Here is a 24409-nt window from a genome sequence, read left to right as displayed (position 1 = left end):
TTAGTAGTTGATGATAAAACGCGTTGTATGCATTATCATACGGAGAAGGATATCGTCGCATTAAAATTTAAATGCTGTCATAAATACTATCCTTGTTTTGAATGTCATGCTGCATGTGAACTTCATGAACCACAAGTTTGGTCAAAGAATGAATCAGATGAGTTAGCCGTGCTTTGTGGAATTTGTAACAAAGAACATACGATTACAGAGTATGTTGGGACAAATCATTGTTTACAATGTGGATCTAGATTTAACGAGCGATGTGAAGCTCATTATCATTTATATTTTGATGTTTAGAAGTTGTATCGATAGAGCTTTTTCGCTGAAAAACAAAAGGAGCGTTCTTAGTCGAAATTCGGCATGAGAGAGCGCTTTTTTTGATTTTGTAATACCTAATTTAATTTAGGTGATGTACGAAACTTAGAGTTCTGTTTATAAGTAAAGGAAAATGATAATGAAATATTCTCAGAAATTGGCTTACCCATAAAGATCAAACTCTAAGGTATATTTGATTTTATACCTGCTATTATAGTAATACTTGGATAACCTGTAACAGCAGAGAGACTTTAAAGCCTCAGTTGTTAAAATGCAGCTTTAGCAATGAACATCACATCAGGATTAATCTCTAAAATTGAATTCAGTTTCGCTCAATGATTTTCATAAGTAATAATCCGCTCTATTTATTCTCGAATTAGCTGACAGATGTATTAAATGCTATTTAGTAAATCAGTTAATTGATCAATTGTAGATTCTTTTAAATCAATCATGTTTTCCCCCCTGAAAACTCTGAAATTAAGTATATATGAATCATCAACCAAACGTGTATAATCTCTCAGAATATCTACTATTTGAAAGCTATTGAATTCGTTAGATAAAATAGGAACATTCGTTCTTTTTATTGTGTTTGTGATACAATAAATTTACAGTATACTCTGTGTGATATTTTTCAATCACAACCATATCAATAGAATGTTAAAATAGATAATATGATTTAAAAGGAGGATTTTTATGAAGATATTTCATACAGCTGACTGGCATTTAGGGAAGCTTGTACAAGGGGTATATATGACTGAGGATCAAGCTTATATTTTACAACAATTTTTGGCAGATATTGACCAAGAGAAGCCAGATGTCATCATTGTTGCCGGTGATTTATACGACAGAGCTGTACCTCCGACAGAAGCTGTTCGATTATTAGATGATATTTTCGCAGAGATTGTGTTAAAAAGACATATACCACTCATTAGCATTGCAGGAAATCATGACAGTCCTGGACGTTTACATTTCGGTAGTCAGTTAATGAAAGAAAGTGGTTTACATATAGTGGGGAATCTTGATGACAAGCTATCACCAGTCGTTCTAAAAGATGAGTTTGGAGAAGTACATTTTCACCTAATACCATATGCTGATCCTTCGCAAGTTCGATATGTATTTGATGATGATTCTATTAAAACACACCAATCTGCGATGAAACGTATAACGGATGAATTGAAAAAGAAGATGGATCCAGAGAAAAGACATGTTTTTGTTGGACATGCTTTTGTAACTTCTCACGGTCAAGAAGAGGAGAATACAAGTGAATCTGAGCGACCGTTAGCTATCGGTGGTACAGAATGTATAGATGCAGCGCTTTTTGAGCCATTTTATTACACAGCTCTTGGACATTTACACCAAGCGCATTTTGTACTAAATGAAACCATTCGCTATGCAGGCTCACCTTTGAAATATTCAATTTCTGAGGAAAATCATAAAAAGGGCTATTTAATCGTGGATTTAGCAGAAGATGGACAAGTAGCAATTGAGAAGAAATTATTGCAACCGCGTAGAGATATGAGAACTGTTGAGGATACGATTGATAATTTACTTAAATCAGAAGTAAGTGAAGACTATATTTACGTTAAATTACTTGATGATACACCAGTTATTTCACCAATGGAGAAAATTCGCACAGTATTTCCCAATGCCATGCATGTGGAGCGTAAAATGATTCATCAAAAAATAGATGGAACTGAGCAACTAACGACATCTCGTCAAAAAATGGACGATTTGACGCTCTTTGAAGCGTTTTATAAGGAAATAGTAGGAGCAGAAGTAGAAGATGCAACAAAACAGCTATTCCAAGAAGTGTTACAAGAAGGATTAGCGAAAGAACGTGAAGTAGGGAGTGATGTGAAATGAAGCCAATTCAACTGAAAATGACCGCTTTTGGTCCGTATAAAAAGACAGAAACAATTGATTTTCGTGACTTAGGCGACCATCGCTTATTTGTTATTTCTGGTGCTACGGGAGCTGGGAAAACAACAATTTTCGATGGTATTAGTTTTGCATTGTATGGTAGTGCTAGTGGTGAAGATCGTGCAGATATTAAAGAAATTCGCAGTGACTTTGCTGACGATGATACCCACACATCTGCTGAACTTATTTTTGAAATCCACAATCGACAATATCGAGTACTCCGCCAGTTAGCACATCGAAAAAATGGCAATAAAACTGCAACAGGTGAATCATTTGAACTTGTTGAAATCCTAACTACAGGAGAAAAGCCAGTCGTTGAATCACAAAAAGTTGGAGAAATTAATAAAAAAATTGAAGATATTATCGGATTATCAAAGGATCAATTTAAACAAATCGTCATGTTGCCTCAAGGGGAGTTTCGTAAATTACTAACTTCTGAAACAGAAAACAAAGAAGCGATATTACGTAAAATCTTCAAGACAGAATCTTATCGACATATTGCAGATCAGCTTAAAGTAAAAAAAGAAGAAGCTGACAAGCAACTACAACAAGCTATAGCTGTCCGTAACTTACACACGAGTAAAATTGCAAGCACGCTACCGAAAAGAGAGTCTGCTCTTTTTGATTTACTCGAAACAAATCAGTTTAATATATATCAACTAGTAGATGCATTAAAAGTTGAAGTCGACTTTTATAATCAGCAAATTACAGAAAATGAAACTAATTATAAAGCGGTTGGCAAACAACTTGAAGACAAGCAACGTCAACAATTTGAAGCAGTTACATTAAATCAAAAAATAGAGGCATTTAAAGAGAAGGAACAAAAACTTCTTACTTTAAGACAACAAGAGCCGTTGTTCCTAGAAAAAGAACGTGAGTTAGCTGCTGCTGAAAAAGCTAGTCACATTATTCCAATAGAACAATATTACCGTGTGGCAAAGCAGAAGGCTCTACAAAAGGAAGCCACATTTGAAGAAGCCAAAAAATCAGAACAAAAAATGAAACTTCAATTAGAAGAAGTAGCTGCTCAATTTGTAGTTCAACAACAAAAAGAAACTGAGCGTAATGACAGTTTAAAAAGGGTCATGCATTTACAATCTTTAGAACCTATATTTAAAGATTTAGAAAAGCAAAATCAGATAAAAAATCAATTACAGCAAGAGGTTCAACAATTGCAAGCAGTATTTACTGCACAAAGTCAACAACATCAAGAGCGAATGCTCACACTTCAATCAATAGAAGAACAATCAGCAACATTAGAGGAGACGATACAACCTCTAGATGACAAAATTGAGCAATTGGCTCAATTAAAGGACCGAGCAGCAGCTTTTCACCAATGGTCTACACAACAAAAAAAAGTGCAAGATTTAAAAGAGCAAGTCATTACAAAAGAAAAAGTATATATAGAAGCGCAAGAAAAGGGGAAGGCTGAACAAGATAGATGGGTTGCTAGCCAAGCGAGAATTCTTGCATCACAGTTAGTAGTCGGTGCGCCGTGTCCTGTATGTGGTAGCACGGAACATGTAGCTAAGCATGAAGAAACAGTGGAAGTCGTTGATGAGCAACAATTAGAACAAATTCGCAAATATGCATCTAATTTAGAACAACAATACTTTGTGACTAATGGACAACTACAGGCTGAAATGCAAGCATTTAATGTACTAGAGCAAAACCTTCAAGAACTTAGCGTAACAGTGGAAGAAGGACCAACATTAACTAATCAATATCAAGAGTTGTTTGCTATTGTTCAGCAATTGAAGAAAGAAAAAGAGCTTTGGAACCAACTAAAGGAGAAAACGAAGTCTCAAAAACAAGCTGTAGTCGAATTCCAGCTACAACTTCAACAACTGGAAAAGACGTATCAAACTCAACTGCAGGCACTGAATAATGCAACGGCAATTTATGATGAAAAAAGTAAATCCATACCACAAGACATTACGTCGTTACATCATCTTTATCAGTTAACGAAAGAAGCTACACAGCAAAGAACTCAATTAGAGGAAAGTTGGACACTTGCTCAAAAGCGTATGCAACAAGCAAATGAACAAAATACAACAGCACAAGCTAATTTACAACATGCGATAACAGATTTAGCGGAATCCCGTAAATTACTTGAACAAGCGCAAGAAGACTTTAAACAAGCTGTTGAGAATGCAGGCTTTGAAAAAGGAAAAGATTACTTAGCAGCGAGAAGAGACGAATCACAGTGTCAAAAACTAAAAGATGAATGTCAGCAATATAAAAACATAATACATGCATTATCTACACAAATTGATGAAGAAAAAGAACATGTTGCAGGCAAAGAATTAGTGGATCTTACTATTTTATCTGAGGCAGTAAATCAGTTGAAACAGGCCTATGAAATGGCCTTCGAACAATGGAATAACTCGAAAAAACATCTTCAGAATGCACACCAACTGATTATTGATTTATCGGAAATAAGCAAAAACATAACTGATCTTGAAGCATCTTGTGGCCGAATTATTGGTCTTTATGATTTACTAAGAGGCCAAAATCATATGAAAATCTCATTTGAGCGTTATGTTCAAATCGAGTATTTGGAGCAGATTATTCATGCCGCAAATGAGCGACTTAAACCGCTATCGAACGGTCAATTCAATTTGATTCGTAGTGATCGTCAAGAAGCAAGGGGTAAACAAAGCGGATTAGGTTTAGATGTCTATGACGCATACACTGGTCAAACTCGTGATGTCAAAACGTTATCCGGCGGAGAAAAGTTCAATGCTTCATTATGTTTAGCACTTGGTATGTCAGACGTGATTCAAAGTTTCCAAGGAAATATTAGAATCGATACGATGTTTATAGACGAAGGTTTCGGTACGTTAGATGAAGAATCATTGACTAAAGCAATCGATACACTCATTGATCTTCAGAAGTCTGGTCGTATGATAGGCGTTATCTCTCATGTTGCAGAACTGAAAGCAGCAATGCCAGCTATTTTAGAAGTCACGAAATCACGAGAAGGTCATAGTCATACTACTTTTCATGTTAAGTAAGAGACTATTTTAGTTAACGTTATGGAATAAATCGAAAAAGTAGAAGCTTTATAAAAATAACCTACATGATGATTAGGGTAGTTACACTCACTCATCATGTAGGTTTATTTATTTTCAAGTAAGAACTTATTTCCAACCTCGTTTATATGAATCGTTTATAGCTTCAATATCTACGCCTAATTCTTTGGCAGCTTGGTAAGCCCAATATGGATTTCGCAGTAATTCTCTTGCCATGAAGATTAGATCTGCTCTGTTATTTTGCAGAATTTCTTCAGCTTGTACTGGGGAAGTGATCAGACCCACTGCTCCTGTTGGAATCGGTGTTTCATGCTTGATGGTCTCAGCAAATGGTACTTGATAACCTGGGAATACTGGAATTCTTGCATGCACGACCGCACCAGAACTAACATCCACTAAATCGACACCTTGTTCTTTCATCCATTTTGTCATCGTAATATAATCGACAGGTTCCATTCCACCGTCTGCATAATCTTTCGCAGAAATACGAACAAATAGAGGACCTTCAAATACTTCTTTCACAGCAGTAATTATTTCACGTAAAAAACGATAGCGGTTTTCTACTGAGCCGCCGTATTCATCTGTACGTTTATTTGACAGAGGGGATAAAAATTCATTGATTAAATAGCCATGGGCACCATGCAGTTCAATTACATCAAAGCCAGCTTCTTTTGATCGGATAGCAGCTTTATTGAAAGCGTCTACTGTGTTTTTTATATCATCGGTTGTCATTTCAATCGGTGTTTTGTAATTCTCACTAAAGGCAATTGCAGAAGGTGCATAAATATCACTTTCAAGATCAGCCTTACGTCCTGCATGTGCTAATTGAATACCAGTTTTGGAACCTGCATCATGCATTAAGCGATTCAATTCAGTAAGACCAGCAGTATGCTCGTCACTCCAAATGCCAAGGTCTTGTGGGGAAATACGACCTTCTGGCTGCACGGCAGTTGCTTCGACAATAATCAATCCTACTTGCCCAACCGCTCTTGTTGCATAGTGAATTTTATGGAAGCCTTGAACAAGGCCGTCTCTATTATGACATTCATACATACACATGGGAGACATTACGATGCGATTTTTAAGCGTTAAATTACCTATTTTATAATTTTTAAATAATTTTGCCATGAATGAAATCACTCCAATTCTCTTGTTGCCTATATTATAGCAAAATAGTAGGGATTGGTTTATTAAAAAGACTTAGGTACACCAAAGAGTTTCATTTGTAATGTTATAGTGGTTTAAATAAAAATGTAAAAGGGGTGAATTTCTACTTCAATGAACTTAACGATAATTGTACTAGTGAAAATTCTTTCTTTTCAAAATCTGAACTTTATAATAGATTAAAGAAAGTGTTATTAATATAAGTGGATTAAACCTATTTGATGAATTTTTGGGACTTTGGAGGGGAAAATAATATGCTGAAAATACGCAATGTGAAATTAGAAGATTTACCTGAACTTGTGACGATTGAAAATCTGTGTTTTTCAAAAGAAGAAGCAGCAACAGAAGTAGCATTCGAAAATCGAATTCAATTGATTTCTGACAGCTTTTATGTAGCGGAAGTAGAAGGAATAATTGTTGGTTTGATAAATGGTCCTGTGATTGAACGACCTGAAATAACCGATGACTTATTCAGTGCAATAAAGCAAAACCCAACAACTGGTGGATATCAAAGTATATTAGGCTTAGCAGTATCCCCAGAATACCAAAATCAAGGAATTGCTTCAGCATTACTCGTGCATCTTGAGAAAGAAGCAGCAACTAGCAAGCGTGAGACAATTACTTTAACCTGTAAAGAAGAATTAATCGGCTATTACGAAAAGCAAGGCTACAATAATGATGGCATTTCTAAATCAGTGCATGGTGGGGAAGTTTGGTATAACATGAGTAAAAAACTGTAAACTACTTTGCGATATCCATTTAAATAAAACGCCCTTATAGTGTAATATTTCACTATAAGGGTGTTTTGCTTTTTCGAAATAGTTTGAACGCAATCTCTAGGAGGATATTAATGATGAAAAAAGTAGTAGTATATAGTTTAATCATCTGTTTATTTAGTTTTCCCTATGTATATTTTTCTATGTCTCAAGACTATAATGAAAGCTCAATGAATGGTTATTTATTGTTGCTTGTTATTTCAATAATATTAGCTTTTTTTGGAGGCATGACTAATAACTCAAGAACCGTGTTCATAGGGAATGCTGTATCATTTTTTATTTCGTATTATTTCAACAGTAAGATGATAAATATTGACTCGTGGGATGGATATTTTAAGCCCATTGGTTCAATTCGCTTATTAGTAGTAGTAAGTGTATTGAATTTAATCCCTCAATTGATGGCAATTAAATTTGCTAAAAGTCTGAACAAAAAACGGATCGATACAACAGGTATTCTATCTAAAGAATAATTTGTTGAACAAATTGATATTGAACTAAATTACTAATGTTGGCAAGAACTAACCTATACAATTATCATGCTGTGCCTTAAAAACAATGACAAGTTCAATAATTATAAACACAAAAAACTATCCTAAGTCGGTATGCTAAAAAAAGTTAGCACATTGACTTGGGATAGTATAGTTCTCTTTTGAAAGGATGTAATTATGAGAAGGTATTAAAAGTAGTTGCTAATTAGTTGATTTTAGACAGTATGACTTCTTTTCAAACCTACATTAATTATTTTTTGCTTAATATTGCTTAAATGTTTTGAAGGTTCTTGCTGAAGGGAATTGTCATCATAGCAAGGTAAGTTAATTTGATTTTTGATAAAAAAACCTTGAAAATGCATGGAAAATCGATGCTTTTTCAGGGTTTCTTTTGAGCATTTACTCACTTTTTGCTAATTCGCGTGATTTCGCTTCAGCGTCATGAATGCATGCCATAATCGCGTCTTTGAAGTGATTTTCTTCTAATGCTTTAATGCCAGCTTCAGTAGTGCCACCTGGGCTTGTTACTTTTCTACGTAGCTCCGTTGGTTCTTCTGTAGATTGTTTTAGCATTTCGGCTGCACCTGCGATCGTTTGAATGGCAAGTGAGCGTACGATTTCACGTGATAGACCGTACTTAATACCAGCTTGTTCGAATGCTTCTACTAGATAGTATAAGTATGCTGGACCACTGCCGGAGACAGCTGTTACTGCATGTAGTTTATCTTCTTCGACTTCTATTACGGTTCCTATTGCTTCTAACATTGTCATAAATTCTTGTTTTAAATTTGCATCGATTTGTTCATTAAATGATACGCCACTTGCTGACATGCCTATTGTAGCTGATGTGTTTGGCATAACGCGAGCAATTGGTCGTTTCCCTAAACTATTTTCAATCGTTGCAATGGAAATACCTGCAACAACGGATAAGACAGCTGTATGTTCTTGAAGAAGTGGGGCTAAAACTTCCATTCCTTTTATAACGTCTTTCGGTTTCATAGCTAAAATAATGCAATCTGCAACTTTTACAACTTCGCGACTGTCAGAAACAATTTGTACGCCATACGCATCAGCGATACGATTCAGTTTTTGACGATCGGACTTATTCATAATATGAATGCTATTGGGTGATACGACACCTTCTTTAACCCAACCTTGAATCATAGCTTCAGCCATTGAACCTGCACCAGCAAATACAATTGTTTTCATAATTGTCGCCTCCTGTTTTTTTCAATAAAAAAAGCCTTCCCATCCTTATATAAAAGGACGAAAACGCATGTTTCCGCGGTACCACCTTGTTTTGCTAAAATAGTTTAGCACAACTCTCACTCCTTATTATCGCTAAGGGACGGCTATGTTTTCATAGCAGCTCAGAAGTAGGTTCTAAATATTGAGCGGGTTATGTGACTTGCAGCCGGTGATCACACTCTCTTTACACCATCAATATTTGTACTATTCTTCATCTACGCTTTTTTGTATGTGATTGCAAGTATAGTGTCTTAACATTTTTTTGTCAACATTATTAGGTGACGATTTCAAGCTTATCTTGTACAATGAGGTGAATAGCTATTCATTTTTGTAGGGGGTTTTTGAAATGTTTCATAAGATTATTACACCAACGCCATTTGCAGTAGGGACTGTAAATTCCTATTTATTAAAAGGGGACGCATTATCAATTTTTGATGTAGGTACGAAAACGCCCGAAGCGTATGAGGCATTAGAATTGGGTTTAAAAGAAGCGGGCTATCGCTTTGAAGATATAGAACAAGTCATTTTAACGCATCATCATCCAGATCATATGGGGTTAGTTGATGCATTTCCAAATGCAAAAGTGTTAGGTCATGTATACAACGATGCTTGGCTACGCAGAGATCCAGTATTTCTTGCTTCACATTTCGATTTTTATACGGAACGTTTAAAAGAAGAAGGTGTGCCTGAAGAATATTTTTATTGGGTAAAGAAAATGACAAGGTCAACGGATTTTGTAGGGACACGCCCATTAACCTCCATTTTACATGACGGAGACGAAGTACCAGGTCATCCAGGTCTTATTGCGATGGAAACATTAGGACATGCTCAAAGTCATTTAGCTTTTTGGCAGGAAGAGAAAAAGGCGATGATTGGTGGGGATTTACTGATTGGACATGTATCATCTAATCCATTAATTGAACCACCGCTTAATCTTAAGGCGAACCGTGCAAAATCACTATTACAGCAAAATGCTTCATTGAAAAAGTTATTAACTTTACCGATTGATGTCCTCTATAGCGGCCATGGAGAAGATATTCGAAATGTACATGAATTAGTGAAGGAAAGACTTGAAAAACAGCACAAGCGTGCGATGAAAGTATACGAAATGTTAGAAGGTGGTCCGAAAACTACGTTTGAACTGAATATTGAACTGTTCCCATATGCTTATGAGAAAGAATTAGGTTTAACTTTATCGGAAACAATCGGTCAGTTAGACTACTTAATTGATGAAGGGCTAGTTAAAGAGAAGATGAATGACAAGGGCGTTTATCTTTATGAACAAGCATAAAACCATTCTCGTAACAGGAGCGACAAGTGGAGTTGGTAAGTGTATAGTAGACATTCTTGCGACTCAGGGGCATACAATCATTGCAACTGGGCGTTCGAAAGTAGCTTTGCAGGCTTTTACTGCTCCAAATATTCAAACGATTCAAGCTGATCTATCTACAATAGAGGGAAATCATGCTTTAGTAAAAAAATTACCCCCAATTGATACTGCCATATTCTCTGCTGGAGTTGGAACGTTTGCTTTTGCAACAGACTTAACGGATGCTGAAATAGAACAAATGCTTCACGTGAATATTCAAGCACCTATCATTCTGACAAAGGCGTTATCACAACAAATGATAGAACGTCAAAGAGGTCAATTTGTTTTCATTGGCTCACAAGCAGGGAAGGTAGCCACACCGAAAGCATCAGTCTATGCAGCGACAAAACATGCAATCATAGGCTTTACAAATGCACTTCGTATGGAGCTTGCGCCGTTTAATATTCAGGTGACAACTATCCATCCAGGACCAATTGATACGCCTTTCTTGGACCTTGCAGATCAAACTGCTACATATCGTGATGCAATGAAAAATGTTTTATTAACACCAGAGCAAGTAGCTGTAGCGACGGTTAAAACAATTGGACGTAATGTTAGAGAAGTCAATTTACCGTCGTATATGGCTATTTCAAGTAAACTTTATGCGGTAGCACCTTCCCTAGTAGAAAAATTAGGGAAGCGATTTTTTAATAAGAAGTAAAATGCTTATGAATATACATTGGTGTGTGAATTATCATTCATGAAATTAGTTTTTAGATAATATTTTATACAAAAAAACTGCATAGAATGTATAATTGGTTTTTTTCGTTGAGAGGGCTATTCTAGTAGAGGATTCTACTGTGGATAGCTCTTTTTTATATATATAAAGGGTTTTTGAATGCCCAAGCAGGTTATATACGAATTTTTTAGAAACTTTAATTTTTTTAATAATGCAAGAAAATACACTTGTATTCATTTTTATTCCATGCTATTATAAGTGCATAAATATAAAATGCATTCGTATAAAAATACATAACGTGGAGGAATGTCACATGGCTAAAAAAGTAGTTCTTGCATATTCAGGCGGTTTAGATACATCAGTTGCGATCCAATGGTTAATCGATCAAGGTTACGAAGTAGTAGCATGTTGCTTAGACGTAGGTGAAGGTAAAGATTTAGACTTCGTGAAAAAGAAAGCATTAGAAGTTGGTGCGATTGAATCTTACATGATCGACGCTAAAGACGAGTTCGCTGAAGAATACGCATTAATCTCACTTCAAGCTCACACTTGGTATGAACAAAAATATCCTTTAGTATCAGCTTTATCTCGTCCACTTATTTCTAAAAAATTAGTAGAAGTTGCTGAACAAACAGGCGCAGTTGCAGTAGCACATGGCTGTACTGGTAAAGGAAATGACCAAGTTCGTTTCGAAGTTTCTATTAAAGCATTAAACCCAGATTTAGAAGTTCTTGCACCAGTTCGTGAATGGGCTTGGAGCCGTGAAGAGGAAATTGAATACGCAAAATCAAAGAATATTCCACTTCCTATCTCTTTAGATTCACCATTCTCAATCGACCAAAACTTATGGGGCCGTGCTAACGAATGTGGTATCTTAGAAGATCCTTGGGCTACACCACCAGAAGAAGCATATGAGTTAACAGTTTCTCTTGAAAATGCTCCAGATACTGCTGATATTATCGAAATTGAATTCGAACAAGGTGTTCCAGTAGCAATTGACGGTGTTTCTTATAAATTAGCTGACTTAATCTTAAAATTAAACGAAGTAGCTGGTAAACATGGCGTTGGCCGTATCGACCACGTTGAAAACCGTTTAGTTGGTATTAAATCACGTGAAGTATATGAAATTCCTGGTGCACACACTTTACTTTTAGCTCATAAAGAATTAGAAGATATTACTCTAGTAAAAGAAATCGCTCATTACAAACCAGTAATTGAGAAAAAATTAACCGAACTTATCTATGAAGGTTTATGGTTCTCTCCATTAAGAACTGCATTAGAAGCATTCTTAAAAGAAACACAAAAATTTGTTAATGGTACAGTTCGTGTAAAACTTTTCAAAGGTCATGCAATTGTTGAAGGACGTAAATCTCCTAACTCTCTATATGACGAAAAACTAGCAACATATACAAAAGATGATGAATTCGATCATGCTTCTGCAGTAGGTTTCATCGAACTATGGGGTCTTCCAACAAAAGTGAACTCTATGGTAAACAAAGGAGAAAAGAAGGTGCAAGCATGAGTGGTAAACTATGGGGCGGACGATTCCAAAATTCTGCTGAACAATGGGTAGATGAATTCGGAGCATCCATCGGGTTTGACCAACAACTTGTAACGGAAGATCTTGAAGGCAGTATTGCTCATGTTACGATGCTTGGTGCTTGTGGCATTTTATCACAAGATGAAGTCAACACGATAAAAGATGGTCTCCATCAACTACAACAAAAAGCAACTGAGGGCTCTCTTGAGTTCTCAATTGCAAATGAAGATATTCACTTAAATCTTGAGAAAATGCTAATCGATTTAGTTGGTCCAGTTGGCGGTAAATTACATACTGGCCGTAGTCGGAATGACCAAGTCGCAACTGATATGCACTTGTTTCTTAAAAAACGTGTGCAAGAGGTAGTTTCTTTAATAGAGGCTTTCCAAAAAGCAATTGTTACGCAAGCGGAAGATAACATTGATACACTTGCACCTGGTTACACACATTTACAGCGTGCGCAGCCAATCTCATTTGCACATCATTTGATGACGTATTTCTGGATGCTAGAACGTGATAAACAACGCTTCCAAGATTCATTGAAACGTACTGATATTTCACCACTAGGAGCAGGTGCTCTTGCAGGTACGACTTTCCCTATTGATCGTGAAATGAGTGCTGAGCTACTTGGTTTCTCTGCAGTTTATCAAAACAGTATGGACGCTGTAAGTGATCGTGATTTCATCGTTGAGTTCTTAAGTAACGGTTCACTTTTAATGGCGCACTTATCACGCTTTGCTGAAGAAATCATTCTGTGGTCAAGTGAGGAGTTCAAATTCATCGAGTTAGATGATGCGTTCTCTACAGGTTCAAGTATAATGCCACAAAAGAAAAATCCTGATATGGCGGAATTAATCCGTGGTAAAGCAGGTCGTGTCTACGGTAATCTAATGGGCTTACTAATTGTCTTGAAGGGAATTCCATTAGCTTATAACAAAGACATGCAAGAAGATAAAGAGGGTATGTTCGATACATTGCATACAATTGTCGGCTCACTTAAAATCTTCGAAGGAATGGTTCGTACAATGACCGTTGCAAAAGAAACATTGCATAAAGCGGTGCATCAAGATTTCTCTAATGCAACAGAACTTGCGGATTATTTAGCAACAAAAGGTATGCCTTTCCGTGAAGCACATGAGGTTACTGGGAAACTTGTATTCCTTTGTATCCAACGTGGCATTTACTTGTTAGACCTATCAATTGAAGACTTGCAAGAAGCAAGCTCTTTAATCGAATCAGATGTGTACGATGTATTAGCACCAGAAGCAGCTGTGCAACGTCGTCACTCATTAGGTGGTACTGGTTTCGAGCAAGTAAAAATTCAAATTGCAAAAGCTAAAGAATGTTTATAAAAAATAGATTGGAAGAATGTTCACAGAGGGGAACCGATTCCATAAGTTATGGGCATACATATATGTTCCAGCCAAGCCAACTTCCAGAGGGAAGTTGGCTTTTTGAATTTGCTGCTGAAAGATTTATCATTCATATCTGCTAGTTTTCAACTACTTTAAACAGATCCGCATGTATCCTTACGAAATACGACTCTAATAATTTTTCTAATGGATTGGTGAGGTTGTGATACTCATTGTCAGCTTTGTTAATTAAGGTATAAAATGCTTGTTCCCACTCTGTGAAAGCATCTTCATCCATTATTACGAACTAACCTTTAATTATAGATGTCTTTTTTAATGGAATAATTGATTAGTCATTACCACTTGCAAGTAGCTTTTAAGGATGTATGAACATCAAGTTACATTTCGAAAAAATCTTATCGCATACATTTTTTAAAAAATGGGCAAACTAATTAAATATTTAAGAAAGGCGTGTGGTACTTTTGAAATATAAATTGGTACGTACCACGAAAGTGGAAAAGCTTATAAAAAAGCCTCAAAACAAGAAAAATCAGGCTGAGCAAACCATTGAAACTATTAGGAAAAATACACGCAAAGTTGATGATGTTTTATTTAAAAAAATCCCAACAAATGAAGGCGTTGTCACGGTCATTTATTCCTCATCACTAGTAGAGAAAATGACACTGCAATCGATGGTTTTTATTCCTTTAGCTAACCATATAAATCAAATTCACCAAGTAGCTGAAATAGTCGACCCATCAGATCTTCAGGGCGTTACAGCAAAGCTCGACTCTGGGCAAACGCTATTGTATTTTCATCGAACAAATATAATATTCACGATTGATACATATAGTGCGCCAACACGTGCCATAACGAGTACGATAACAGAGTCAACGGTTATTGGACCACAAGATGCATTTTCAGAATCATTAGAGACGAATATATCTTTAGTTAGAAGACGTATCCAAAATCCGAAGTTAAAAAATGAAGATCAAACTATTGGAACAGAAGCAAATATAAGAATTACGATTATGTACATGGAGGATACTGTAAATAAGGAGAACTTAGAAAATTTAAGAAATCGAATCAATAAAATTGAATATCCTACTTTTACTGATATTTCAGTGTTAAAACAATTTATTGAAGATAATCCTTTATCTCCTTTTCCGCAGTATTACATGACTGTACGACCAGATAGTATTAGTCGATATCTTATTGATGGTAGAATCGTTATTTTCATGGATAATAGTCAAGCTGCAATCGTTTGTCCTACATCATTTTTTGAAATGTTTATCTCTATTGAAGATTATTATAACCGTTGGACAACGGCGTCTCTACTACGAATGCTACGATTTTTCGGTTTTTTCTTAACAATCATGATAACACCTATGTATATTTCTGCATTAACTTTTCATCCCGAGATACTGCCATACGAACTTCTTCTGAATTTACAAGAATCAAGAAGTAAAGTTCCTTTTCCACCACTTTTTGAAGTATTGTTTATTGAATTGATCATAGAAGTTTTAAGGGAAGCTGGATCACGAATGCCTGCTAAAGTAGGTCAAACGATTGGTATCGTAGGAGGTATTGTAATAGGTACAGCAGCGGTAGAAGCGGGTTTAGTTAGTAATATACTGATCGTATTGGTTGCAACTTCTGCTCTACTTTCATTTCTTCCTCCAATTTTTTTAATGAGTAATACAAGTAGATCTATTCGATACTTTTTTATTATATCGGCAGGATTGTTTGGTTTGTACGGACAAATGCTAGCATTTGCTTGGCTAATAACGCATTTAGAAGGGTTAAAGTCTTTGGGAACACCATATTTGGCACCTTTTATTCCTCGTAAGGCTTCAGATTTATTGGATAGTATTATAAGATTTCCAACTGGCTTATTAAAAAATAGGACCGGTATTTCAAAATCACAGAAAAAGTAAATGTTTCAAAAGAATTGAGGTAGTTTAAGTTGAGTACAAACAAACAGAAATTTTTGAATAGATATCATGTTATCTTTTTGGTGCAAAGCGCAATGGTTGGTACTGGAATACTTACTCTACCTCAAAAACTGAGTTCTTTAGGTTATAGTCAAACACTTTTTCCTATCCTTTTTGGGGTAATTGCAAGTTTAACATTATTACCGATGGTTTGGATGAATAGTAAGTATCCTAACGAAAACCTATTTCGGATCAATGAAATCTTATTAGGGAAATGGCTAGGGAAGGGTGTAAATCTATTTATTGTCTTACAATTTTTAGTTTTTTCATCAGGGATTATCAGTAGTTATATGCATCTTATACAAAGCACAGCACTTCCAGAGCAAACTATTACTGCACCTGCTTTCTTTTTTCTTTTATTACTTGTTTATATAGTCCGTGGAGGGGTTAGATCTGTAGCAAGGTTCTGCATTATGACTTTTTTTATAAGTATACCTATGTTTTATTTTCTTTGTTGGGCAATTGAAAAAGGAGAAGTGAGTCATTTTCTTCCTTTCTTCAATTTTAATGGCAAGGAATTTTATGATGCGATGAAAAAAGGGTATTTATCTATCTTAGGCTATGAATTAATTATGTTTTATTTCCCCAATATTATAGATCAAAAAAAAGCGTATAAACATGCATTAATAGGAATTTGGATAAGCATAATTCTTTGTTTAATAACAACTGCTGTAAGTGTGATGTATTTTTCAGAATGGCAGTTAAAATATGTAGAGTTTTCAGTATTAAATTTGTTTAAAGCTGGGGAATTTTCTTTTATTGAACGAATCGATATTATTGGAATGACGCTGTGGGTCTTTCTCATTTTGTCTACAGTTACAGCGTATTTATGGTGTGCTAAGAGAGGGATGGATTCATTACTATCTAAAGAAAGGAAATATTATATTTACATTCTTGCACTAATCGTTTTCCTTATTTTGAAGATGCCATTTTCTCAAGATTTCCAAGAAAAATTATTTTCAGGAAGCAGTTATGTTGGATATGTGATGTTAGTTTGGCCGATTTTTTTAGCCATAGTACATCTACTTAGGAAAAAGCAGGTGCAAGCATGAGCAGAAAAATTATATGGATATTCACTCTTTTTGTTCTCCTTTTTTTGGTAGGTTGTTCAGCGAAAGAGGTAAAAGTACCATTAGAAGAAGTGGGTATGGTTGGTATTATGGCATTTGACTATATAGATGAAGATACAACAAAACTAACTGTAGCGATTCCACAATATTCTCCTGACGCGAAACGGAATACACAGATTTTCTCAGTGCAAACTGACTTAGTTTCTAAGGGAATTGTTAAAATTGAGAAACTTTCAGATAAAAAAGTTATATTAAACCAATTACGTGTTGTTCTTATTAATGAGGAATATGCACGAAAGGGTAAAGTGCAGAAAGTGATTCAGAATCTATATAGAGATGCTGAAGTAGGAAATAAAGTACTTATTGCAGTAGTTAATGGTAATGGAGAAGAATTGTTAAAAGGAAAATATCTGGATAAACCAAATATCAACTTTTATTTAAATGATTTATTACTGCCTAGTATCAATACCGCTTTTAATCCAAATACCAATATTCATGATTTTATATACACGGCAACAAATCCAGTATTTGATCCAATCTTACCAATATTAGAAAAAATCGATGATAAAATCGAGATAAAGGGGGTTGCTTTGTTTAAAAATAATCATATGTTCGAGAGTATTACACCGAGTGAAGCACTCATCATTCAAGCATTACAAGGTGAAAAGAAACTGGCACCATTACCATTAGATTTAAATAAAGGAAATGGCAAAGAAGTAGTCATGCTTGATTTAATTGAAAGTAAGGTTAAGATAAAAAGTAATAAAAATCATGATTCTCCAAAGCTAACTATTACATTAAATGTAAAAGGAACGCTTAGTGAATATCAAGGTAAAAGAGAGCATGAATTGAATACACCAAAAAGTATAGCAATTCTAGAAGATGATATTAATAAACAACTTGGAAAAGACATAGAAAAATTTTTAGAAAAGCTTAAAGGTTTGAAGGTTGACCCAATTGGCCTAAGCGAAAACTTCCGAATGTATTACAAAGGAAAATGGAATAAAAAACTGACGGATGCAACCATTGCGAAGTTAAAAGTAGATGTCCATGTTAAAACATCTATTATTAGTACAGGTACTTTAAAATGAATTTGACAACGACTTATGAAATTGCACATAAACCTTAACTGTATTGAGTATTAAAACGTTGTATTAATCTTGAATTTTTGATTTGTTAGGACAGTTTCTATTACTGGTACCTCAAAATGGGGTTGGTTTGCACTTTTTCTATAAATCGATATAACTAAATAACGTAAAAGCATTAAGTAAACCCTTTATGATTCGATAAATCGTAAAGGGTTATTTTTTGGGTATTTTTAAAATAAATCGATAAATAAAAAAACATTTAGGAAACCGAAGTTTTTTTATTTTTTATCTTCAATCATTTCAGAATATTTGATAAACTGATATTTGTGAAGAAAAGAAGGTGAATAGAGATGAAGGTATTTTTTGAATTAGGTTGGTTCTTTAAAGAGCGTAAGAAGCAATACTTATTGGGAATTTCGCTCTTAATCATGGTGGCAATGTTGCAGTTGGTGCCCCCTAAAATTATCGGCGTTGTCGTTGATGAGATTGGTGGCGGTAGCTTAACTGTTGGCTCTCTTGTTAAATGGTTGAGTCTATTAGCTGTTTCTGCACTTTTGATGTATGTGATTCGCTATTATTGGCGGATTATGATTTTCGGTTCGTCTATGACACTAGCTAAAAGGTTAAGGGCAAAATTATTTCACCATTTTACATCGATGGCACCGTCCTTTTATCAAAAGCGTCGCATCGGAGATTTAATGGCACATGCAACAAATGATGTATCAGCTGTTCAGCAAACAGCGGGTAATGGTGTTTTAACCCTAGTAGATTCTATTACAACAGGGGGCTTTGTAATCTTGGCAATGGCCATTACGATTGATTGGAAGCTAACGCTAATCGCTTTAATTCCAATGCCATTTATGGCGCTGTCAACGAATTATTACGGTAAACTTTTACATGCACGTTTTCACCATGCACAAGCCGCGTTTTCGGACTTGAATGATAAAACGCAGGAAAGTATTACTGGTATCAAAGTGATGAAGACATTTGGTCAAGATAAAGAGGATATCGCAGATTTTAAACGTTTATCTGACGAAGTTGTTGCTAAAAATACACGAGTGGCTAAGGTGGATTCACTATTTGATCCAACAATTTCACTTGTCGTAGGTATATCATTTTTCTTAACGATTATATTTGGTGCTAAATTCGTTGTTGCTGGCGATATGACACTTGGCGATTTAGTGTCGTTTACATCGTACTTAGGTCTACTTGTGTGGCCAATGCTGGCATTTGGTTTACTTTTCAACATTATGGAGCGAGGTAGTGCGTCATATGACCGGATTCAAAATCTTTTAGCTGAAAAAATGGACGTTGAAGATAAAGAGGATGCTTTATCCATTCGACCACAAGGGGATATCGAATTTAATATTAATTCATTTACATTCCTTGGTGATGAGACACCGGCATTAAAAGATGTACATTTTACATTGAAACGTGGTGAAACACTTGGTGTAGTCGGCAAGACGGGCGCAGGTAAAACTGCGATATTAAAATTATTAATGCGTGAATTTGACGGCTATGATGGGGAGATTCGATACGGAGACCATGCAATAGGAGATTATCAAGCTATAAAATTACGCGAAGCAATAGGCTATGTGCCGCAAGAGCATTTCTTATTCTCGGCATCCCTTTATCAAAATATTGCTTTTACTAACCCGGATGTTGGGGAAGATGAAGTGACAAATGCAGCGCGAATTGCACAAATTCATGATGATATATTGCGCTTTACGGAAGGCTATAATACTGTCGTCGGTGAACGTGGTGTATCACTTTCAGGAGGACAAAAACAGCGAATTTCGATTGCACGAGCGTTGTTAATGAAACCTGAGCTGCTCATTCTAGACGACTCATTATCAGCGGTTGATGCAAAGACAGAAGAAGCCATTTTAGAGTCATTAAAAAAGGCTAGAACAGACGCCACGACAATTATTACGTCCCATCGTTTAAGTGCGCTTGTCCATGCGCATCTCATCATTGTTTTACATGAAGGGGCTGTTGTAGAAAAAGGAACACATGAAGAGTTAATGGCACTTAAAGGTCGCTATTTTGAAATGTATCAATTGCAACAACTTGAACAACAGGTTGAAGAGGGGGTGGGTTAACATGAATGAAGAACAAAAAATCACCCTAACAGGTAAGGAACAGTGGCATGTATTAAAACGACTCCTTACATATTTGAAACCACATAAAAAGTCCATTGTGATTGCATTAATGTTACTTTTAATTACTGTTCTCGGAGATATCGTAGGACCATTGTTAATTAAAATATTTATGGATGATTATTTAACACCTCGTCATTTTCCAACAAATACGTTAGTTATCTTAGCTACGTCATACATTGGCATTCAAATATTGAATTCGATCATTAGTTATTTACAGATGCTTCGCTTCAATGTACTAGCTTTAAAGGTAATTCAGCAGCTACGAATTGATGTCTATACGAAAGTTCATAAGCTAGGTATGCGCTATTTCGACAAAACACCAGCAGGAAGTATCGTATCTCGTGTTACGAATGATACGGAAGCTATTATGGAAATGTTCGTTAGTGTGTTAATTGGCTTTGTGCAGAGTGGTTTTTTAGTAATCGGAGTATATATTGCGATGTTTGCATTAAACTGGAAATTGGCATTAGCAACAGTTATTTTACTGCCTATTCTTTTCTGTATTGTCTATATCTACAGAAAATATAGTGCCTTTTATTATATGGATATGCGTGAGCGACTAAGTCAATTAAATGCCAAATTAGCAGAATCATTATCTGGTATGTCGATAGTGCAAGCTTTTCGTCAGGAAAAACGTTTCCGAGATGAGTTTGATGAGATAAATGAAAAGCACTATAAGGCAGTGATGAGTAGTATTAAGTTAGATGGTTTATTATTAAGACCTGTAATTGACTTGGTGTATGCTTTTGGACTGATTTTAATGCTGAGTTTTTTTGGGATAACATCCTTTAGTGAACCGGTAGAAATCGGTGTCATTTATGCATTTGTCAGCTATATTAATCGCTTTTTTGAACCGATAAACCAAGTCATGCAAAGACTTTCAATTTTCCAGCAAGCGATTGTTTCTGCATCTCGTGTCTTTACTTTATTGGACGACATGGAATTAGATCCACAGCAGCTAGATGATTCTTCCGTGAAAATGTCAGACGGCCGCATTGAATTCAGAAATATAACGTTTTCATATGATGGCAAAACTGATGTGTTAAAAAATATATCATTTACTGTTAAACCTGGTGAGACGGTAGCACTTGTAGGTCATACTGGGAGCGGGAAAAGTTCGATTATTAATCTATTGATGCGCTTCTACGAGTTTGAGAAAGGAGAAATTTTAATAGATGGCCAGTCGATCAAAAATTTCCCGAAACAAACGCTGAGACAGCAAATGGGCTTAGTACTACAAGATCCATTCTTATTTTACGGAAATATTGAAAGTAATATTAAACTCTTTAATGAAAATATGTCGGAAGAAGATGTCAAGGCTGCAGCAAAGTTTGTGCAAGCAGATCAATTTATAGAATCTATGCCAAATGGCTATAAACATCAAGTATCCGAACGCGGTTCTACATTCTCAAGTGGGCAACGGCAGCTCATTGCTTTTGCAAGAACTATTGCAACGAACCCGAAAGTGCTTGTTTTAGATGAAGCAACAGCAACAATCGATACGGAAACTGAAGTAGCCATTCAAGGAAGTCTCGACAAAATGCGTCAAGGTCGCACAACAATTGCCATCGCGCATCGACTAAGTACGATACAAGATGCAGAGCAAATATTAGTGCTCCACCATGGTGAAATTGTCGAGCGAGGAACACATCAAGAGTTACTAGCTAAAAACGGCTTGTATCATAAAATGTATCAGTTACAAAATGGATTAGTTCAAGAAGTAGGGTAGTGAAAGTAGAGTCTCCAGGAGATCGTTATTGGATAACGGTTTTTTGGGGGTTTTTTTGTTGGAGGGGATTTTAGGGGGCTAGCGGTAAAAAGATGTTGAGTAGAGCTAAAAAGAGCCTGAGTAGCTCTAAAGGTAGCTCGAGTAGCGCCAAAGGTAGCTCGAGTAGAGCTAAAAGGAGCTCGAGCAGAGCCAAAGAGAGCCTAAGTAGAGCCAAAAAGCCCGAGTAGCGCTAAAGGTAGCTTGAGTAGAGCTAAAAGGAGCTCGAGTAGTGCAAAAGAGAGCCTGAGTAGAGCCAAAGAGCCCGAGTAGCGCCAAAGGTAGCTCGAGTAGAGCTAAAAGGAGCTCGAGTAGCGCCAAAGGTAGCTCGAGTAGCGCCAAAGAGAGCTCGAGTAGAGCAAAAGAGCCCGAATAGCGCCAAAGGGAGCCCGAGTAGAGCTAAAGGGAACTCGAGTAGAGCTAAAAAGAGCCTGAGTAGAGCCAAAGGTAGCTCGAGTAGAGCCAAAGGGAGCCCGAGTAGAGCTAAAGGGAGCCCGAGTAGAGCTAAAGGGAACTCGAGTAGAGCTAAAAAGAGCCTGAGTAGCGCCAAAGAGCCCGAGTAGAGCCAAAGGTAGCTCGAGTAGCGCCAAAGTGAGCCCGAGAAGCACCAAAGAACCCCCATCAAGCAAGTTTCATCTTAAAGTTATAAAGCATATTATCAAATAACAACTATCGCCATATTCATTGCATTATTTTGTCATGAAATATTCACAGACAAAAGATAAGATATTTCTTGAAAAGTTTGGTACGATGGTTACAGAAACTTTAAGGAGCGACAACACAATATGAATACTGATTTTAACTATTTTTTAGCATTTGGTGCAGGTATTCTTAGTTTTATCTCACCATGTACGTTGCCGCTTTATCCAGCATTTCTATCTTACATAACAGGCGTGTCATTTGATAAGTTAAAGAATGACAAAGGAATGCTCCAAAAAACGGCTATTTTGCACACATTGTTTTTCTTACTAGGATTTACTATGATCTTCCTTATTCTAGGACTAACTACGTCTTATCTTTCAGGGTTCTTCTTCCAATATAATGATTTGATTCGTCAAGTTGGCGGGATATTAATTGTTATTTTTGGATTAATGATCATTGGCGTTTTCACACCGGACTTTTTAATGAAAGATCGCAAATTCCAATTTAAAAATAGACCAGCTGGTTATCTTGGTTCTTTCTTAATTGGTTTAGCGTTTGCTGCTGGGTGGACGCCTTGTACTGGACCAATATTAGGTGGTATTCTGTCATTAGCGGGTACAAATCCAGGGTCAGGTATTTGGTATTTACTAACATATAGTCTTGGTTTCTCTATTCCGTTTTTCCTTTTATCTTTCTTTATGACAAGATTAAGTTGGATTCGTAATCATAGTCAGAAAATCGTTAAAGTCGGTGGTTACGTGATGATAATTGTTGGGGTATTGTTGTACTTTGATGGAATGACACTTATTATTCGACTATTACAACCTATTTTCGGTGATTTTATCGGTTTTTAATTGGCTTACTACACTTATTAGTAGTATAGTATTTTTAGTTTCAAATTAGGGGTTGAGTTTTTGACAAAGGTATTAGTAGTAGATGACACGATGTTTATGCGTCATGCGATAAAAATGATGTTAGCGGACTCTAGTTATGAAGTCGTCGGTGAAGCTAACAATGGCATGGAAGCAATTGAAAAGTATCGTGAATTATTACCAGATGTTGTAACGATGGATGTAACAATGCCGGTTATGTCAGGTTTAGATGCAACGAAAGTGATCATCGAAGAATTTCCTGATGCAAAAATTATTATCATCAGTGCATTGGGACAGCAGAAGATGATTTTACAGGCGCTCTCGCTAGGTGCTAAGGATTTTATTACGAAACCTTTTGATCAGCAACGCTTAATGTCTACGATTGTAAAAGTAGTGGAATATTAGTAATGTGAGGAGAGGGTCTATTATGTTGAGTTCAATTCCTTCTCAATATATGGTCATAGGCTCAACTGTCGCTGTTGTCTTTATGGGAATTATGGCGATGACAGTGAGAGCTAAATCGGCTAAAAAACCTGCTAGTGCTAAGAAAATCATTATCCCACCGATAGCGATGTCTACTGGGGCGTTAATGTTTTGCTCTGAATATTTCAGAGTACCTTGGCCACAAGTGTTAGAAGCAATTATAGTGGGAATTATCTTTTCAACTGTATTAACCGCGACATCGAAATTTCATATTGTTGAAGATGACATCTATCTAAAGCCATCTAGAGCATTTTTCTTTATGTTGGCTGGTTTATTGATTATCCGTACAGTAGCAAAAATTTATCTTAGTGGTGCATTCCATTTAGGTGAACTTGGCGGCATGTTCTGGATTTTGGCATTTTCAATGATAGTTCCATGGCGAATTGCGATGTTAGTTCGTTATAAAAAGCTTGAAAAACAATTAAATGCAAAATAAAAAAGGTTCTT

19 protein-coding genes and 1 other annotated feature are annotated in these 24409 nt (G+C 36.0%); of the genes, 17 read left to right on the top strand and 2 right to left on the bottom strand.

Annotation, left to right across the window (positions count from 1 at the left end; all coding sequences use genetic code 11):
• Positions 1-27 precede the first annotated feature (27 nt).
• The 3 genes from ACQKM9_RS05345 (at position 28) to ACQKM9_RS05335 (ending at position 5252) form a co-directional block, all read left to right on the top strand.
• Positions 28-297, top strand: a complete 270-nt coding sequence (locus ACQKM9_RS05345; RefSeq protein WP_427733395.1) for a CHY zinc finger protein — start codon at positions 28-30, stop codon at positions 295-297.
• 711 nt (positions 298-1008) lie between these two features.
• Entirely contained in the window at positions 1009-2178 is a 1170-nt protein-coding gene (locus tag ACQKM9_RS05340) for an exonuclease SbcCD subunit D (protein ID WP_427733351.1), read from the top strand.
• Positions 2175-5252 (top strand): AAA family ATPase, encoded by a 3078-nt coding sequence (locus ACQKM9_RS05335; RefSeq protein WP_427733349.1) that lies wholly within the window; start codon positions 2175-2177, stop codon positions 5250-5252. Before ACQKM9_RS05340 ends, ACQKM9_RS05335 begins: the two co-directional genes overlap by 4 nt.
• Positions 5253-5378: 126 nt before the next feature.
• Here the strand turns inward: ACQKM9_RS05335 and namA are convergent, their stop codons facing one another.
• Entirely contained in the window at positions 5379-6398 is a 1020-nt protein-coding gene (gene namA / locus ACQKM9_RS05330; RefSeq protein WP_427733347.1) for an NADPH dehydrogenase NamA, read from the bottom strand.
• Positions 6399-6688: 290 nt separating this feature from the next.
• On the opposite strand from namA, the gene ACQKM9_RS05325 reads away from it, so the two are divergent.
• Together ACQKM9_RS05325 and ACQKM9_RS05320 are read left to right on the top strand one after the other, a co-directional pair.
• On the top strand, positions 6689-7174 hold the full coding sequence (locus tag ACQKM9_RS05325) for a GNAT family N-acetyltransferase (RefSeq protein WP_427733345.1): 486 nt from the start codon (positions 6689-6691) through the stop codon (positions 7172-7174).
• Between the two features lie 113 nt (positions 7175-7287).
• On the top strand, positions 7288-7680 hold the full coding sequence (locus ACQKM9_RS05320; protein ID WP_427733343.1) for a hypothetical protein: 393 nt from the start codon (positions 7288-7290) through the stop codon (positions 7678-7680).
• 417 nt (positions 7681-8097) lie between these two features.
• Here ACQKM9_RS05320 and proC read toward each other — a convergent pair whose 3' ends face one another.
• The gene (gene proC, locus ACQKM9_RS05315; RefSeq protein WP_427733342.1) at positions 8098-8907 is read right to left on the bottom strand and encodes a pyrroline-5-carboxylate reductase; all 810 of its coding nucleotides are present in this window, start codon (positions 8905-8907) and stop codon (positions 8098-8100) included.
• 50 nt (positions 8908-8957) lie between these two features.
• Positions 8958-9173 (bottom strand) — a binding site (T-box leader).
• A 119-nt stretch (positions 9174-9292) separates the two neighbouring features.
• On the opposite strand from proC, the gene ACQKM9_RS05310 reads away from it, so the two are divergent.
• The 12 genes from ACQKM9_RS05310 to ACQKM9_RS05255 all read left to right on the top strand — a co-directional run bounded on the left by ACQKM9_RS05310 (position 9293) and on the right by ACQKM9_RS05255 (position 24398).
• Entirely contained in the window at positions 9293-10237 is a 945-nt protein-coding gene (locus ACQKM9_RS05310; RefSeq protein ID WP_427733340.1) for an MBL fold metallo-hydrolase, read from the top strand.
• Positions 10224-10976, top strand: a complete 753-nt coding sequence (locus ACQKM9_RS05305; RefSeq protein ID WP_427733338.1) for an SDR family NAD(P)-dependent oxidoreductase — start codon at positions 10224-10226, stop codon at positions 10974-10976. The genes ACQKM9_RS05310 and ACQKM9_RS05305 overlap by 14 nt, the downstream gene beginning before the upstream one ends.
• A 331-nt stretch (positions 10977-11307) precedes the next feature.
• Positions 11308-12516 carry an argininosuccinate synthase gene (locus tag ACQKM9_RS05300; protein WP_038182061.1) on the top strand — a complete coding sequence of 403 codons (1209 nt, stop codon included), beginning with the start codon at positions 11308-11310 and terminating at the stop codon, positions 12514-12516.
• Entirely contained in the window at positions 12513-13886 is a 1374-nt protein-coding gene (gene argH, locus ACQKM9_RS05295; protein WP_427733336.1) for an argininosuccinate lyase, read from the top strand. Before ACQKM9_RS05300 ends, argH begins: the two co-directional genes overlap by 4 nt.
• A gap of 566 nt (positions 13887-14452) precedes the next feature.
• Entirely contained in the window at positions 14453-15823 is a 1371-nt protein-coding gene (locus tag ACQKM9_RS05290) for a spore germination protein (RefSeq protein ID WP_427733394.1), read from the top strand.
• Between the two features lie 53 nt (positions 15824-15876).
• On the top strand, positions 15877-16932 hold the full coding sequence (locus ACQKM9_RS05285; RefSeq protein WP_427733334.1) for a GerAB/ArcD/ProY family transporter: 1056 nt from the start codon (positions 15877-15879) through the stop codon (positions 16930-16932).
• Positions 16929-18041, top strand: a complete 1113-nt coding sequence (locus ACQKM9_RS05280) for a Ger(x)C family spore germination protein (RefSeq protein ID WP_427733332.1) — start codon at positions 16929-16931, stop codon at positions 18039-18041. Before ACQKM9_RS05285 ends, ACQKM9_RS05280 begins: the two co-directional genes overlap by 4 nt.
• A 347-nt stretch (positions 18042-18388) precedes the next feature.
• The gene (locus ACQKM9_RS05275) at positions 18389-20140 is read left to right on the top strand and encodes an ABC transporter transmembrane domain-containing protein (RefSeq protein WP_427733330.1); all 1752 of its coding nucleotides are present in this window, start codon (positions 18389-18391) and stop codon (positions 20138-20140) included.
• A 1-nt stretch (position 20141) separates the two neighbouring features.
• Positions 20142-21929, top strand: a complete 1788-nt coding sequence (locus ACQKM9_RS05270; protein ID WP_427733328.1) for an ABC transporter ATP-binding protein — start codon at positions 20142-20144, stop codon at positions 21927-21929.
• 821 nt (positions 21930-22750) lie between these two features.
• Positions 22751-23461, top strand: a complete 711-nt coding sequence (locus ACQKM9_RS05265) for a cytochrome c biogenesis CcdA family protein (protein WP_427733326.1) — start codon at positions 22751-22753, stop codon at positions 23459-23461.
• A gap of 60 nt (positions 23462-23521) precedes the next feature.
• Positions 23522-23884, top strand: a complete 363-nt coding sequence (locus ACQKM9_RS05260; protein WP_427733324.1) for a response regulator — start codon at positions 23522-23524, stop codon at positions 23882-23884.
• 22 nt (positions 23885-23906) lie between these two features.
• Positions 23907-24398 (top strand): CcdC family protein, encoded by a 492-nt coding sequence (locus tag ACQKM9_RS05255; protein WP_427733323.1) that lies wholly within the window; start codon positions 23907-23909, stop codon positions 24396-24398.
• Positions 24399-24409: the final 11 nt, after the last annotated feature.

It is taken from the genome of Viridibacillus sp. NPDC093762 (genome assembly GCF_050279675.1).
Taxonomy (GTDB): Bacteria; Bacillota; Bacilli; order Bacillales_A; family Planococcaceae; genus Viridibacillus.
This window is presented reverse-complemented; position numbering and strand designations above follow the sequence as displayed.